Below are 14,962 nucleotides of genomic sequence, written 5' to 3'. Positions count from 1 at the left end.
CAGAACCAGCGCACGCCACGGCGTGCGCTGGTTCTGACACGTCTACCGGACGGAGCACCGTGAGCCAACCCATCATCAGCTTCCGCGACGCGTCCAAGATCTTCCCGGGCCGCGGGCGCCGCGCCGAGGTGCGTGCCGTCGACGGCGTCACGCTCGACGTCGCCGAGGGCGAGATCTTCGGAGTGATCGGCTACTCCGGCGCCGGGAAGTCCACGCTCGTGCGCCTGGTCAACGCCCTGGAGAAGGTGACCGGCGGCTCCGTCGTCGTCGACGGCACGGACCTGACGGGCCTGAGCGAGGCCCGCCTGCGGGGCGTGCGCGCCGGGATCGGCATGATCTTCCAGCAGTTCAACCTGCTGTCCTCGCGCACGGTGGCCGGCAACGTGGCCTACCCGCTCGAGGTGGCCGGGTGGTCGCGCGAGAAGCGGCGTGAACGCGTGCGCGAGCTGCTCGACTTCGTGGGCATCGCGGACAAGGCCGACGTCCACCCGCGCCAGCTCTCGGGCGGGCAGAAGCAGCGCGTCGGCATCGCCCGCGCTCTGGCCACCAACCCGCGCATCCTGCTGGCCGACGAGGCCACCAGCGCCCTCGACCCGGAGACCACGCAGGACGTGCTGGCCCTGCTGCGGCGCGTCAACCGCGAGCTGGGCATCACCGTCGTCGTCATCACGCACGAGATGGACGTGGTGCGCGCCATCTGCGACCGCGTGGCCGTCATGGAGCACGGCAAGGTGGTGGAGCTGGGCGACGCCTACCAGGTGTTCAGCGCGCCGCAGCACGACGTGACGCGCCGGTTCGTCTCGACCGCGCTGAAGGACCGTCCCTCGCCCGAGGTGCTCGCGCGCCTGCGCGAGCGCCACCCGGGACGCATCGTCACCGTGGGCGTGGACGAGGTGGCTGGGTCCTCGGCCCTCATCACGCGCACGCTGCGGGAGCACGGAGTGGACGGCACGGTCGTCTACGGCGGCATCACCGAGGTGGCCGAGCGCCCCTACGGGTCCCTCACGCTCGAGCTCGTGGCCGCGTCGCCCGGTGTGCGCCCGCTGCCCGACGGCGTGGCGCCCGCCGACGGCGTGGACGCGGCCGTGGCCGCGCTGCGCCGGGTCACCGACGTCGTCGACCTGGGCACCGCCGCCGACCCGCACGAGGACCCGTCGGTGGTGCGGCGCGGCGTCGGGCAGGCGCCCGACGACGGACCCGGCGGCGAGGAGCGCCGGGCCCGCGTCATCGGCGGGCCGGCGAGGCAGGTCGGCGGCGGTCCGTTCGGCGGCCCCTCGGGCATGACCGGCGGCAACGACCTGACCACCGGGATCATCGACGACGGAGGCAAGCGATGAACCTCGACTGGGACCGTCTCGGCCCCCTGCTGTGGCAGGCCGGCGGAGAGACGGCGTACATGGTGCTCATCACCCTGGTGGTGGGCGGGTTCCTCGGGCTGCTCCTGGGGCTGGGGCTGTACCTGACGCGCCCCGGCAACCTGCTGCAGAACCGGGCCGTGTTCGCGGTGCTGAACGTCGCGATCAACGTGGTGCGGCCGGTGCCGTTCCTGATCTTCCTCGTGGCGCTCGGACCGCTGACCCGCGCCGTGGTGGGCCGCACGATCGGCATCGAGGCGTTCACGTTCGCCATGTGCTTCATGGCGACCTTCGTGTTCGCCCGCCTGGTGGAGCAGAACCTCGTGTCCATCGACCCGGGCGTGGTCGAGGCGGCGCGCGCGATGGGCGCCTCGCCCCTGCGGATCGTGCGCACGGTGCTGGTGCCCGAGGCCCTGGCCCCGCTGATCCTCGGGTACACGTTCCTGTTCGTGGGCGTGCTCGACATGTCGGCGATCGCGGGCTACCTGGGCGCCGGTGGTCTGGGCGACTTCGCCATCGTGCACGGCTACCGCCAGTACGACTGGGCCGTGACCTTCGTCGTCGTGGTGATCATCGTGGCCGTGGTGCAGGTGGTGCAGCTCCTGGGCAACTACCTCGCCCGTCGTGCCCTGCACCGTTGAGCGCCGTCATGCCGGTCCGGTGCGGCGGGGGCTTTTTCACCCGCAGCGGGTGACGAATCCGGCTCTCTCCAACTGACACGTGACGGCATCTCTTGCTGAGATGGGGGACACAGGGCGAGGCCGGAGGCCTCGCCGACGAGCAAGACAGGTACCAAGCCCGGCCGTGCACCGCGGTCCGGGTCCGTGACCCCGTCCGGAGCGGCCCCCTGCTCGCTCCCGGTCGGTGACAGCGAGGAGCATCCCGTGCCCGCAAACGCCAAGAACCGCAAGGCTCTCGTCCGCCGCGCCCGCCTGACCGCCGTGGCGACCTCCGCAGCCCTGGCCCTGACCGTCGTGCCCGGCCTGGCCGCGACGGCCTCGGCCGCCCCGGCCTCCGAGGACACGGTGTCCACCCAGGGCATCGTGCTGTGGGGCGCAGAGAAGGGCGCCGAGCGGGGCATCATCATCTGGTGACGGTCCGATGAGACCCGTCGGGCGGGTGCCGGCAGACGCCGGCGCCCGCCCGACGTCGTCCCCGGGGGGGGGTGCAGGGCAGGGCTCGAGGCGACGTCGTCCACAGGCTCGCCCGCGGCCGCGGAAGGCAGTCGAGAGCGTGGGCGGGTCCGTCTAGAGTTGCCGGGGTGACCACCGCTCTGTACCGCCGCTACCGGCCCGAGACGTTCGCCGAGGTGATCGGCCAGGAGCACGTCACGGGGCCGCTCATGCAGGCGTTGCGCAGCGGTCGTGTCAGCCACGCCTACCTGTTCTCCGGCCCGCGCGGCTGCGGCAAGACGACGAGCGCCCGGATCCTGGCGCGCACCCTCAACTGCGCCCGCAACACCCCCGAGAACCCGCTCGACACCCCGTGCGGCGAGTGCCCCTCGTGCGTCGAGCTGGCGCGCGGAGGCCCCGGCTCGCTCGACGTCGTCGAGATCGACGCCGCCAGCCACAACGGTGTCGACGACGCCCGCGACCTGCGGGAGCGGGCCACGTTCGCCCCGGCCCGCGACCGGTACAAGATCTTCATCCTCGACGAGGCCCACATGGTCACCCCGCAGGGCTTCAACGCCCTGCTGAAGATCGTCGAGGAGCCCCCGGCGCACATCAAGTTCATCTTCGCGACCACGGAGCCGGACAAGGTCATCGGCACCATCCGCTCCCGCACCCACCACTACCCGTTCCGCCTGGTGCCGCCGGACGTCCTGGGGCCGTACCTCGAGGAGCTGTGCGCCGCCGAGGGCATCACCCTGGGCGGGGGAGTGGTGCCGCTCGTGACCCGCGCGGGCGGCGGGTCCGTGCGTGACTCCCTGTCCGTCATGGACCAGCTCATCGCCGGCGCCACCGACGGCCAGGTCGACTACGACCTCGCCGTCGGCCTGCTGGGCTTCACGCACGCCGGCCTGCTCGACGACGTCGTCGACGCTCTCGCCGCGCGCGACGGCGGGTCGATCTTCCGCGTGGTGGACCACGTGATCGCCTCCGGGCACGAGCCGCGGCGCTTCGTGGAGGACGTGCTCGAACGGCTGCGCGACCTCATCGTCATCGCCGTCTCGGGAGACGCCGCCGAGGCCGTGCTGCGCGGCCTCCCGGCCGACCAGCTCGAGCGCATGCGGGCCCAGGCGTCCAGGCTCGGGGTGGCCGAGCTGTCCCGCGCCGCCGACCTCGTCAACGCGGCACTGACCGAGATGACGGGGGCGACGTCGCCCCGCCTGCACCTCGAGCTGCTGTGCGCGCGCCTGCTGCTGCCCGGGGCGGACGAGGGGACGGCGGGTCTGGCCGCCCGCGTCGAGCGTCTCGAGCGTGGGGTCATCACGGCCGGGTCGACGGCCGCCTCCTCCGGCGCTGGGGTGGCACCCTCCGGCGCAGGGGCCGCGCCCGAGCGCCGTGTCTCGGCCGACGACGACGTTCCCGGTGCCGTGCCCCTCGGCGGGCTGAGCGGGGCCGCCGCGGCGCGGGCGGCGCTCCAGGCCAGCCTCGGGGGCGGGCCCGCTGCGGCGCGGTCCGGTGGGGACGTCGCACCGGCGGCGTCCTCCGCGCCTGCAGCGCCGTCCGCGCCGGCGGCCCCGGAGCCTGCCGCGACGGTCGCCGCGGCGGACGAGACCACGGGCGGGGCGGACGAGCCTCTCGCGAAGGGCCGTGCGGACGACGCGGACGGGGCGAGCCAGCCCGAGGTCGCAGAGCCGGCGCAGCTCGGGCACGACAGGGCCGAGGAGGCCGTGCAGAACGCTGGCGCCGTGCCGGGCGCTGAGGACGTGCGCGGTGCTGACGACGCGGACGGTGACGAGCTGGGCTCGACCGGTGTGGCCGAGCCTGCCGAGGCCGCGCTCGTCGACGCCGACGGCGAGCACGCCGTCCTGCAGACGCCCAGCTCCGGCTCCGGTGCGGCTGCTCCCGAGACGGGTGACGCCCGGCCGGAGGCGCCAGCGGCGGCCCCGCCCGCGGCGACCCCGCCCGCCGTGACCACCGAGATGGTGCGCCGTCGCTGGCACGAGGCCCTGCAGACCATTCAGAGCCCTGCGGCCGTGGCGTTCCTGACCGAGAACTCCGAGGTGCTGAGCCTCGAGGACGGCGTGCTTCGCGTGGGCTTCCCGTCGAGCGTGGTCGCCTTCGCCCGCCGCGGCCGACCCGAGACCATCGCGGACGCCGTGTACGGGACCCTCGGGGTCGCAGTGCGGGTCGAGATCGTCGAGGTCGAGTCCCCGACCGGTGCCCGTCCGCGAGACGCCGCGCCCGCCCGTTCCGCCGACGAGCCGCCTGAGCAGGACGACCCCGCGCCGGAGGCGCGCCGCGACGACCCTGCGCCGGAGGTGCACCGCGGGGCGGCGGGTGCGCCCGTGGCGCAGGGCCACCTGCGCGAGGCGGCCGCCGTCGTGCGGGCTCCTGCGCCAGCGGCCGGTCGCCCGGCCGCCCCGTCGGCCGGTCGCCCGGCCGCCCCGTCGGCCGGTCCCGCGCCCGCTCACGCCTCGCCGCCGGCCGTGGACGATGCCGACGCCGCCTGGCTGGCCGGAGTCTCGATGTACGAACCGCCGGCGGACGACGAGCCCGAGCCGCCCGCTGACGACCTGGACCCCCGCCCCGCGCGAGCCGCCGTCGGGCTGGGGCACGTGAGCGCGCCGGCAGCTGCTACGCCGTCGGCCCCAGGGCCGCTCTCGGCGAACCACGCCTCGGGCGTCCCCACCTCCGAGACCGCGGCCGTGCAGTCCGCCGCACCCGCTCCGGCTGCCGCGCCCTCCGGCCCTGCCCCCACCGGCACGGCCCCCGCGACCCCGTCCCCCGGCGGTCCGCTGCGCCGGGAGAGCCCCGTCGAGGCGGCCCAGCGGCACGCCCTCCAGGCGCGCGGGCAGGGGCGGGTCGCGCCTGCGACGGCGGTCGCTCCCTCGGGACCGGACCCGTACGACGACTCCTCGGCCGACGACCCGGACATCGCGCAGACCGGCCTGGTGGGTGTGCCGCTCGTCGTCAAGGTCCTCGAGGGGCAGATCATCGACGAGCACGTGGACCAGGGGCTGTGACCGGCACGGGGGCGGCGCCCGCCGTCCTGCGGATCGTGGCGGCCGTGGTGGTACGCGAGGGACGCTTCCTGCTCGTCCGCAAGCGGGGGACCCAGGCGTTCATGCAGGTCGGCGGGAAGATCGAGCCGGGCGAGGAGCCTCTGGCGGCCCTGGTGCGCGAGGTGGCGGAAGAGATCGGCGTGCTGCTCGACCCTGGGGCGGTGCCGGCCACGGTGCGCCCGCTCGGGCGGTTCACGGCGGAGGCCGCGAACGAGCCGGGGCACGTGGTGGACGCCCACGCCTTCGAGGTGGACCTCCCGGCCGGCTCCGACCCGCAGCCGCAGGCCGAGCTGGAGGACCTGGTCTGGGTGGACCCGGCCGCGCCGGTGACGCCGTACCCGATCGCACCGCTGTCGCTCGACCTGATCGCCCGGGCGGGTGGCGTCCGGTGACGCTCGTCGTGGTCCCGTGGGTCCTGGGCGTCGGGTTCACCGTGGTCGGGGGGCTGCTCGCCGTGACAGGGGCACGCATGGCGGCCCGGCGTCGCCGCCACGCCGAGATGCGGGCGGCACGAGGCGTGCAGGTGACGGGCAGCGTCGTCGACGTGTCCTGGCGGCGCGGCGGCGAGAACCGGATCGGCTTCCCGGTGGTCGAGTTCACCGACTCGCGCGGCCGGGCGCGGCGGTTCCGCTCCGACGTGGGCACGAGCGTGCCTCCGCTCGAGGGCAAGGAAGTCACCGTCTGGTACGACCCGTTCGACGACGACGCGGCACCGGTGGTCACGGGTGACTGGCGGGAGGGGCTGCAGCACTGGGTGCTGACGGTCGTCGGAGCGGTGTTCGCACTGGTGGGCGTGGCCGTGCTGCTGTTCACGATCGCGAGCCTGTCGGAGGGCTGACCACGCACCCGTGGCGGTGCACCCGTGGCTGTGCGTCCGTGGCAGTGCTGCCCGGGTGGGTGCGACCGCGTGGTGGATGGTGGGATGGTCACGTCGACCGCGGCGCCGCCGTCACCGTGCGGGCGCCGACGACCTGCGAAAGGACCGGCGAGTGAGCACCATCTCCGCACCCCTGACCGTCCCGGTGCCGTGGCCCTCCCTGCCCACGCATCGTGCGTGGCTGGACGCCGAGGCCCGGCGCCTGCTCGCCTTCGGCGCTGCCGCCGCGCTGCCGGCCGGCCCGCACGGCGGGGGTGGCGCCGCCTACCTGGACGCGGCGGGCCGCCCGGACCCGGCGTTCGGCACCCAGGCGTGGATCACGGCCCGCACCGTGCACTCCTACGCCCTCGGGCACCTCATGGGCGTCCCCGGCAGTGCCGCCGTGGCCGGCGCAGCCCTCGGCGGGCTGCTGGGCGAGGGAGCACCGCTGCGTGACGCCGAGCACGGTGGCTGGTTCCACGCCGTCGGGCCGGACGGTGCCCCGGACCGCGAGTCGGGGAAGAGCTGCTACGACCACGCGTTCGTGATGCTCGCCGGGGCGAGCGCCACCATGGCGGGGCTGCCCGGCGGGCCTGAGCTGCTGGCCGAGGCCACCGCCGTCTACCTGGAGCGGTTCTGGGACGACGGCGCCGGCCGCCCGGTGGACACGTGGGACGTGACGTTCACCGAGCTCGACGACTACCGCGGCCTCAACGCGACCATGCACTCGCTCGAGGCCCTGCTCGCCGTGGCCGACGCCGTGGGGCTGAGCTCGGAGGGCCAGGCACGCGAGTGGCGGGGCCGTGCCGCGCAGATCGGCCGGTTCGTGACCGGCCTGGCGGCGCAGCACGAGGGCCGGCTGCCGGAGCACTTCGGCCCCGACTGGGTGCCCGACCTGGAGCTCAACCGCGACCGGCCGGGCGACCAGTTCAAGCCGTTCGGCGCCACGCCGGGGCACGGGCTGGAGTGGGCGCGGCTGCTGCTGCACCTCGAGGCGGCCACCACGCTGCCCGCGGCGTCGCCCGCGGTGCCCGCGGAGCCCACGCCGGGGACGGCCGAGCGCGGTGGTGCCACGGCGGCCACGACCCCGCTGGCGGAGACCGCGGCGCTGCTGTTCGAGCGGGCGGTGACCGACGGCTGGGCCCCGGACGGAGCGGACGGGTTCGTCTACACGACGGACTGGCAGGGTGATCCGGTGGTGGCCACCCGCATGCACTGGGTGGTGGCGGAGGGGATCGCCGCCGCCGCGGCGCTGCACGCCCGCACCGGTGACGAGCGCTACGCCGGGTGGTACGCCACCTGGTGGGACTACGCGGAGCGGTACCTGATCGACCGCGACAACGGCTCGTGGCACCACGAGCTCGACCCCGCCAACCGCCCCGCCGACACCGTGTGGCCGGGCAAGCCCGACGTCTACCACGCGCTGCAGGCCACCCTCGTGCCCCGCCTCCCGCTGGCGCCCATGCTGGCCGGCGCGCTGCGCCAGGGCCGGCTGCGAGCCGGTGACGTGCCGTCCGGGGCGCTGGCGTGAGCGCATCGCCGCGGGTCGTCGTCGTCGGCGAGGCGCTGGTCGACGTCGTGCCGGGTGACGACGGCGCGCCCCGCGACCTGCCGGGCGGCAGCCCCGCGAACGTGGCCGTGACGCTCGGGCGGCTCGGCCAGGAGCCGACCCTGGTCACCACCCTCGCGCCCGACGGGCGGGGTGCCGCGCTGCGCGAGTGGCTCGCGGCCTCGCACGTGGAGGTGGTGGCGACGGTGCCGGCCAGCGGCCGCACCTCGACCGCCACGGTGGTGCTCGACGCGCACGGCGGTGCCACCTACGAGTTCGACCTCACGTGGGACCTGCCGCCCGGGGCGCTGGCGGCGGCCGAGCAGGCCGACGTGGTGCACGCCGGGTCGATCTCCACCGTGCTCGACCCCGGCGCTGCCACCGTGGAGGCCGTGCTGCGTGCCGCGCGCGGGCGGGCGCTCGTCTCGTTCGACCCGAACGCCCGCCCCCAGATCACGCCCGACGTCGAGGCGGTGCGGTCCCGGGTCGAACGGCTCGTGGGCCTGAGCGACCTCGTCAAGGTGTCCGAGGAGGACCTGGGCTGGTACCACCCGGGTGCGGACCCGGTGGACGTGGCACGGGCGTGGTGCCGGGGGAGCGGGGGAGGGCCGGTGCTCGTGGTCGTCACCCTCGGGGCGGACGGCGCGGTGCTGGTGCGCGGCGACGACGTGGTGCGCGTGCCCGGCGCCCGGGCCCAGGTGGTGGACACGATCGGCGCGGGGGACACCTTCATGGGCGCTCTGCTCGACGCGCTCGTGGGTCAGGGCGCCGCCGGGCCGCGGGCGCGCGAGGTGCTGACCGGGCTGGAGGAGGAACGGCTGGCGGAGGCGGCGTCGTTCGCCGCGCGGGCCGCGGCGGTGACGGTCTCGCGGCCCGGTGCCGACCCTCCGACGCGGGCGGAGATCACCGGGTAGGGCAGGGCGGTCAGGACGGCGCAGGGCCCGCCAGGGTGCGCAGCCAGCCGCCGAGCAGGGCGGGCGAGTCGGGTACGAACGGCACCTCGCCGAGCATCCCCAGCAGGCGCTGCGGGGTCACCCACGCGCCCCAGGCCACCTCCTCGGGCTGCCAGGTGACCGGGCCGTCGTAGGCGCAGGTGAAGCAGAAGGCCCGGTACCGCGTGCGGGCGTCGGCGTAGTCGGCCTCCCCGAGCGGCTCCAGCGGCACTCCTGTCACGCCCAGCTCCTCGGCCACCTCCCGCAGCGCTGCCGCGTGCGGGTCCTCGCCGGCCTGCAGCACGCCGCCGGCGCAGAAGTCGTGCAGCCCGGGGTACACGTCCTTGGAGGCCGTGCGACGGTGCACGTAGATCTCCCCGGCCCCGTTGCGCACGACGACGGCGGTGGCCGCGTGCCGCAGGTTGCGTGCCCGGACCTCGGCGCGGTCCGCCACCTGCCCGCTCGGCCTGCCCGTGTCGTCGTACAGCGCCACCAGCTCGCCCATGAGCCGATCCTGCCAGGCGGGGGATCTCGCCAGGTGGTGAGGCGGGGCGGTACCGCGGGAGACGGCGTGGCCCGTCTCGTGGGGGTCGCCCTCCGGGGCCTGCCGCTCAGCCGTCCGGTGACACCGCGCCGTCGCGGACGACCGTGCTGCGCGGCCGTCAGCGAACTGCGGGCGGCCATCCCCGCGAAGTGACGCGGCAGACATGGGCGTGTGGCGTCCCGCGGGCGTAGGATCCTCGACGGCCCGACGTGGGTCTTCGCACTGAGCCGGCACCGCCGGCGACCGGGACGAAGGGAGGTGGCACGCATGCAGCGCAGCGAGCCCCCCAGTAGTCCCCGCCGCGGCTGACGCCCAGCGGTCACTCACCGCACGGCGCGCCGCGGCCTTCCGCGCCCCCCTTCCCTCGCACGACGGCAGCGTCCTGCCCTGCCCGTGCGCGCCCTCGCGGAGGTTCTCATGCCCACGTCCCTGCCCACCCCTGCCCGCGACACCCGCCGTCCCGGCTCCCGCTCCCTGCGGCCGCTCAGCGGGGTGCTGCGCCAGCGCCGCCCCGCCCCGCCCAAGAAGCAGGACGACACCCTCCCGGCCGAGACGCGCGCCCCCGGTCCGCGCCGCTCCGCCGTCGTCGCCTCCGCGATCTACGTGGACGGCGTGCGGACCTCGAGCCACACGCGGCTGGCCGAGACGTTCCGGGCGCTGCGCTCGCAGCCCGGCGGCATGGCGTGGATCGGGCTCGATCGGCCCGACGCCCAGGAGCTGGCCTCGCTCGCCGCCGAGTTCGACCTGCACCCGCTGGCCGTCGAGGACGCCATCCAGGCGCACCAGCGGCCCAAGCTGGAGCGGTACGGCGACACCCTGTTCGTGGTGCTGCACGCAGCCCGGTACGACGACGCGGCCGAGCAGGTGGAGTTCGGCGAGCTGCACGTGTTCGTGGGTCCCGACTTCGTCGTCACGGTGCGGCACGGCGTCTCCCCGGACCTGCCGGCGGTGCGCGGACGCCTCGAGGCCGACCCGCAGATGCTCGCCCGCGGACCCGAGGCGGTGCTGTACGCGATCCTCGACGCCGTCGTGGACGGTTACGCCCCGGTGGTGGCGGGCCTGGAGAACGACATCGACGAGATCGAGTCGCAGGTGTTCGACGCCGACGCCGAGGCGTCGCGGCGCATCTACGACCTGTCCCGCGAGGTGGCCGACTTCCAGCGGGCGGTGCGGCCGCTGCGCCAGGTCTGCCACGCCCTCACGCAGGGGTTCGGCAAGTACGACGTCGACGCCGAGCTGCAGGCGTGGCTTCGCGACGTCGTCGACCACCTGACCGAGGTGGCCGAGCGGATCGAGACCTTCCGCGGCGCGCTGCGCGACATCCTCACCGTGAACGCCACCCTCGTGGCCCAGCGGCAGAACGAGGAGGCCAAGGCCCAGAACGAGGAGATCAAGAAGATCTCCGCCTGGGCGGCGATCCTGTTCGCCCCCACGCTGGTGGGCACGGTGTACGGCATGAACTTCGACGTCATGCCGGAGCTGCACTGGGCGTACGGCTACCCCTTCGCGCTGCTCGCGATGCTGCTGGTCAGCGCCGGCCTCTACGGGGTGTTCCGCTTCCGGCGCTGGATCTGACCTCCCCTTCTCGTTGTGGGCGGAGGCGGGGCGGGGTGACATCTGTCATGGCGGGGGCGTGAGCCGTGCACGCGAACCGGTGAGCCCCCGCACTGCCCCCGGCCCCGGACCGCGGGGAGGCTGGAGGCATGACATCCCAGGCACTCATCTCGGTCAGCGGTGCACGGCGCCGCTACGGCAGCTTCGAGGCGGTCCGCGGCGCAGACCTCGTCGTGCGGCGCGGCGAGCTCGTCGCCCTGCTCGGCACCAACGGTGCCGGCAAGACGTCCCTCGTCGAGCTCATCGAGGGCCTCGCCCCGGCCGACGGCGGCGAGGTGCGCGTGCTCGGCAAGGACCCGTACGCGCAGCGCCGCGAGATCGTGGGGCAGCTCGGCGTCATGCTGCAGGAGGCCGGGTTCTCCCCGGACCTCACCGTCGTCGAGACCGCCCGCATGTGGGCCGGCACCCTCACCAGCCCCCGGCCCGTGGCCGAGGCGCTCGACGTCGTCAACCTGGCCCACCGCGCCGACGTGCGCGTCGCCAGCCTCTCCGGCGGGGAACGCCGCCGCCTCGACCTGGCGCTCGCCGTCATGGGGCGCCCGCAGGTGCTGTTCCTCGACGAGCCCACCACGGGTCTGGACCCCGAGAGCCGCCGCGCCACCTGGGACCTGGTGCGCGGCCTGCTGGCCGAGGGCACCACCGTGCTGCTCACCACCCACTACCTCGAGGAGGCGGAGGAGCTGGCGGACCGCATCGCGATCATGCACGCAGGCCGCATCGTCACCGAGGGCACTGTCGCCGAGATCGTCGCGGCAGAACCCGCCCGCATCGAGTTCGTGCCGCAGGACGCCGAGGGTCGCCTCGTCGAGGTCGCGCCCGCCGACCTGCCCGCGCTCTCAGGAGCCGTCGGGGCGCCCGAGGTTGAGCGCTCCCGGGTGCGCCTGCGCACCGACCGCCTCCAGGACGACCTGGAGGCCGTGCTCGCCTGGGCTCGTGCCCGCGGTCTGCGCCTGGCCGACCTCGACGCCCGGTCCGCCTCGCTCGAGCAGGCGTTCCTCTCCGTGGCCGGCACCACCGCCGGCACGGCCGGCCCCGACACCCCCAGCCCCGACGCTTCCGAGGAGGTGGCGGCATGAGCGCCGCGACCACGCCCACCACCGCCCGCGACGAGCGGCCCGCCCCGCAGCGCTCCCCGCTCGCGGCGTCCGCGCGCCGCGTGGGCTCGCTCGCCCGCGCCGAGCTGCTCCTGCTGGTGCGCAACCGCACCGCCCTGTTCAACGCGCTGCTGCTGTCCCCGCTGACGGTGGTGTTCCTCGCGGCCGTCACCGGGCTGCCCGACGACGACGCGGGCGCGCAGGCGCTGTTCGGGGCGAGCCTCATGACGATGCTCGTGGCGTTCTCGCTCCTGTTCGTCGTCTACTACAACCTCACGACGGCGCTCGTGGCCCGCCGTGAGGAGGTGGTGCTCAAGCGCCTGCTGACGGGGGAGAGCAACGCGGCCGAGATCCTCACCGCCACGGCGGCCCCGGCCCTCGCGGTGATGCTGGGGCAGGCCGTGCTCGGCACCGTCGCGGTGGTGGCCCTGATGGAGCCGCCCGCGTTCACCAACCCGGTGCTGCTGCTCGTGGCGCTGCTGGGCGGCACGGTCGTGTTCGTGCTGCTGGCTGCCGCCAGCACGGGGTTCACCCGCACGGTGGAGTCGGCGCAGCTCACCACGTTGCCGGTGCTGCTGGTGACCCTGCTCTTCTCGGGCCTCTCGCTGCCGCTGAGCATGCTGCCGGACCTGGTGCAGCGCCTGGCGGCGCTGACCCCGCTGCACCCGGTGGTGGCTCTGATGCGGCTCGGTCTCTCCGGCACGGACGCCGACGGCGCGGTGCTGACCTTCGCGGAGACGTTCGCCGCCGCCGTCGGCCCGCTCGCGGTGCTGGTGGCCTGGGTGCTGGTCGGGGTGCTGGCCATGCGCCGGTGGATGCGCTGGCAGCCGCGCCGCTGAGCGCCGCCCTACGCCCGCCCACCCGACCACCCGTCGCCCCTCGCCGGCCCGGCACCCCGCGTCCCCGCGGGTGCCGGGCCCGCGCCCGACCCCGTGGGAGGCTGACGCCATGAACCGCGTGCGATCCCTGCTGCCCGCGGCCCCGTCCCTGCCGGGCGGTGTGCGCGGCGTGGAGACCTACACCCGCGTGTCGCTCTACGGCGTCGCGCTGGTGGAGCTCCCGCTGGTGCTGACGGCGGTGTCCGTGCTGCTCCACCCGGAGACCGCGGGCGGCTCTCAGCAGGGGCTGGCCCGCACCGTGCTGGTGCTGGGTGTGGCGCACACCCTCGCCTGCCTGGCTACGCTGCGCGTCGACCTGGACCGCCGGCCGCTGACCGATCGCTTCCGGCAGGCCGCCCTGGTCGCGCTCGGCGGCACGACGCTGGCCCTGGTGGTGCTCGCGCTCGCCGCCCTGCCCTCGGGCGGGCAACCGTTCTTCCAGGAGGACGCGCGCAGCGCGGTGCTCATCACGGTGGGGACCTTCACGGTGGGCACCCTCGCCGTCGTCGTGCCCTTCCGCCGCCTGCTGTGGTGCGTGCTGGCGGCGGGGCTGCTGGCGGGCGCGGGCAAGGTCGCGGCGGGCGCGGCGCAGGACGCCCTCGGCATCGTGCTCGGCGCGCTGTTCTTCGCCTTCGCCCTCGCCGGCACCGTGCGCCTGTCCGTCTGGATCCTCGACGTCGTCCGCGCTCTGGACGCCGCTCGGGACGCCGAGGCACGCCTCGCCGTCGCCGAGGAGCGTCTGCGCATCTCCCGCGACATGCACGACGTCGTCGGGCGGGCGCTGTCCGCCGTGGCGGTCAAGAGCGAGCTGGCCGCCGAGCTCGCCCGCCGCGGCGACGAGCGGGCCGTGACCGAGATGCTGGCCGTGCGGGTGCTCGCCCAGGACTCCCTCAGCGAGACCCGCGAGCTCGTCGCCCGCTACCGCGCCCCGGACCTCGCCACCGAGCTCGTGGGCGCCCGCTCCCTGCTGACCTCGGCCGGCATCGCCACCCGCGTGGTCGGCGACGCCGCCGTGCTCCCGCCGCACGTCCAGGACACCCTCGCCTGGGCCGTGCGCGAGGCGGTCACCAACGTGGTGCGGCACACCGAGGCGTCCACGTGCCTGCTCGAGATCGCCGACGACGGCGACGGCGTGCTGCTGCGGGTGGTCAACGACGGCGTGCGCCCCGACCCGCCCGGGGAGGACGACGCGGAGCGCACCGTGCACGGCTCCGGGCTGGCCGGGCTGCGCGAACGGCTCGCCGGCGTGCACGGCACCCTGAGCACCCGGCGTGACGGACCCCGGTTCGTGCTCGAGGCACGCGTGCCCGTACAGGTGGACGAGACGACGGAGGTGGCCCCGTGATCCGGGTGGTCCTGGCCGACGACGAGGCGCTGATCCGCGACGCCGTCGCGGCCCTGCTGGGCCTCGAGGCCGACATCGAGGTGGTCGGTGTGGCGGCCAGCGGCACCGAGGCCGTGGCGCTGGTGCACAAGGTGACGCCCGACGTCGCCGTGCTCGACCTGCAGATGCCCGGTCTCGACGGCATCGAGGTGGCCGAGGAGCTCGCGCGCAGCGCCCCCGGCACCGCCGTCGTCATGGTCACCAGCCACGGGCGGCCCGGCTACCTCAAGCGGGCGCTCGCGGTGGGGGTGCGGGCGTTCCTGCCCAAGGCGGCCTCGGCGTCGACGCTCGCGGGGGCGGTGCGGCAGGTCGCTGCCGGCGGGCGGTACGTGGACCCCGAGCTGGCCGCCGACGCCATCTCGGCGGGCGACTCGCCGCTCACGGCGCGCGAGACGGACGTGCTGGAGCTCGCGGCGGACGGCGCCCCGGTGGACGAGATCGCTCAGCGGGCCGCCCTCGCGCCCGGCACGGTGCGCAACTACCTGTCCTCGGCCGTCGCCAAGCTGGGCGCCGCCAACCGGCACGAGGCCGCCCGGGTGGCACGCCGGCACGGCTGGCTCTGACAGGGGCGGTCGGGGGGGGGGG

14 protein-coding genes are annotated in these 14,962 nt (G+C 75.4%); 13 read left to right on the top strand and 1 reads right to left on the bottom strand.

Annotated features, from left to right (window positions below):
• The first annotated feature begins 59 nt into the window (after window positions 1-59).
• The 8 genes from DNL40_RS12960 to DNL40_RS12925 all read left to right on the top strand — a co-directional run bounded on the left by DNL40_RS12960 (window position 60) and on the right by DNL40_RS12925 (window position 8,845).
• Window positions 60-1,337, top strand: a complete 1,278-nt coding sequence (locus DNL40_RS12960; RefSeq protein ID WP_179951076.1) for an ATP-binding cassette domain-containing protein — start codon at window positions 60-62, stop codon at window positions 1,335-1,337.
• Complete coding sequence (locus DNL40_RS12955) at window positions 1,334-1,996, top strand: methionine ABC transporter permease (RefSeq protein ID WP_111251686.1); 663 nt, start codon at window positions 1,334-1,336, stop codon at window positions 1,994-1,996. The genes DNL40_RS12960 and DNL40_RS12955 overlap by 4 nt, the downstream gene beginning before the upstream one ends.
• A gap of 243 nt (window positions 1,997-2,239) precedes the next feature.
• The gene (locus DNL40_RS12950; protein ID WP_111251685.1) at window positions 2,240-2,449 is read left to right on the top strand and encodes a hypothetical protein; all 210 of its coding nucleotides are present in this window, start codon (window positions 2,240-2,242) and stop codon (window positions 2,447-2,449) included.
• 167 nt (window positions 2,450-2,616) lie between these two features.
• On the top strand, window positions 2,617-5,487 hold the full coding sequence (locus DNL40_RS12945; protein WP_111251684.1) for a DNA polymerase III subunit gamma and tau: 2,871 nt from the start codon (window positions 2,617-2,619) through the stop codon (window positions 5,485-5,487).
• Window positions 5,484-5,918 (top strand): NUDIX hydrolase, encoded by a 435-nt coding sequence (locus tag DNL40_RS12940; RefSeq protein WP_111251683.1) that lies wholly within the window; start codon window positions 5,484-5,486, stop codon window positions 5,916-5,918. Before DNL40_RS12945 ends, DNL40_RS12940 begins: the two co-directional genes overlap by 4 nt.
• Entirely contained in the window at window positions 5,915-6,364 is a 450-nt protein-coding gene (locus DNL40_RS12935) for a DUF3592 domain-containing protein (protein ID WP_111251682.1), read from the top strand. The genes DNL40_RS12940 and DNL40_RS12935 overlap by 4 nt, the downstream gene beginning before the upstream one ends.
• A 151-nt stretch (window positions 6,365-6,515) precedes the next feature.
• On the top strand, window positions 6,516-7,913 hold the full coding sequence (locus DNL40_RS12930) for an AGE family epimerase/isomerase (RefSeq protein WP_342766650.1): 1,398 nt from the start codon (window positions 6,516-6,518) through the stop codon (window positions 7,911-7,913).
• Window positions 7,910-8,845 (top strand): PfkB family carbohydrate kinase, encoded by a 936-nt coding sequence (locus DNL40_RS12925; protein WP_111251681.1) that lies wholly within the window; start codon window positions 7,910-7,912, stop codon window positions 8,843-8,845. Before DNL40_RS12930 ends, DNL40_RS12925 begins: the two co-directional genes overlap by 4 nt.
• Before the next feature lie 10 nt (window positions 8,846-8,855).
• Here the strand turns inward: DNL40_RS12925 and DNL40_RS12920 are convergent, their stop codons facing one another.
• A complete protein-coding gene (locus DNL40_RS12920) occupies window positions 8,856-9,368 on the bottom strand; it encodes an NUDIX hydrolase (RefSeq protein ID WP_111251680.1) in 513 nt (170 codons plus the stop codon).
• 456 nt (window positions 9,369-9,824) lie between these two features.
• Here DNL40_RS12920 and DNL40_RS12915 point away from each other — a divergent pair, with 456 nt between their 5' ends.
• The 5 genes from DNL40_RS12915 to DNL40_RS12895 all read left to right on the top strand — a co-directional run bounded on the left by DNL40_RS12915 (window position 9,825) and on the right by DNL40_RS12895 (window position 14,940).
• Window positions 9,825-10,982, top strand: a complete 1,158-nt coding sequence (locus DNL40_RS12915; RefSeq protein ID WP_111251679.1) for a magnesium and cobalt transport protein CorA — start codon at window positions 9,825-9,827, stop codon at window positions 10,980-10,982.
• A gap of 128 nt (window positions 10,983-11,110) precedes the next feature.
• On the top strand, window positions 11,111-12,097 hold the full coding sequence (locus tag DNL40_RS12910) for an ABC transporter ATP-binding protein (RefSeq protein WP_111251678.1): 987 nt from the start codon (window positions 11,111-11,113) through the stop codon (window positions 12,095-12,097).
• The gene (locus DNL40_RS12905; protein WP_111251677.1) at window positions 12,094-12,954 is read left to right on the top strand and encodes an ABC transporter permease; all 861 of its coding nucleotides are present in this window, start codon (window positions 12,094-12,096) and stop codon (window positions 12,952-12,954) included. Before DNL40_RS12910 ends, DNL40_RS12905 begins: the two co-directional genes overlap by 4 nt.
• Window positions 12,955-13,063: 109 nt before the next feature.
• Window positions 13,064-14,338, top strand: coding sequence for a sensor histidine kinase (locus DNL40_RS16910; protein ID WP_111251676.1), 1,275 nt, complete (start codon window positions 13,064-13,066; stop codon window positions 14,336-14,338).
• Window positions 14,335-14,940 (top strand): response regulator transcription factor, encoded by a 606-nt coding sequence (locus DNL40_RS12895; protein ID WP_111251675.1) that lies wholly within the window; start codon window positions 14,335-14,337, stop codon window positions 14,938-14,940. Before DNL40_RS16910 ends, DNL40_RS12895 begins: the two co-directional genes overlap by 4 nt.
• Window positions 14,941-14,962: the final 22 nt, after the last annotated feature.

The organism is Xylanimonas oleitrophica, assembly GCF_003244315.1.
Lineage (GTDB): Bacteria > Actinomycetota > Actinomycetes > Actinomycetales > Cellulomonadaceae > Xylanimonas_A > Xylanimonas_A oleitrophica.
This window is presented reverse-complemented; position numbering and strand designations above follow the sequence as displayed.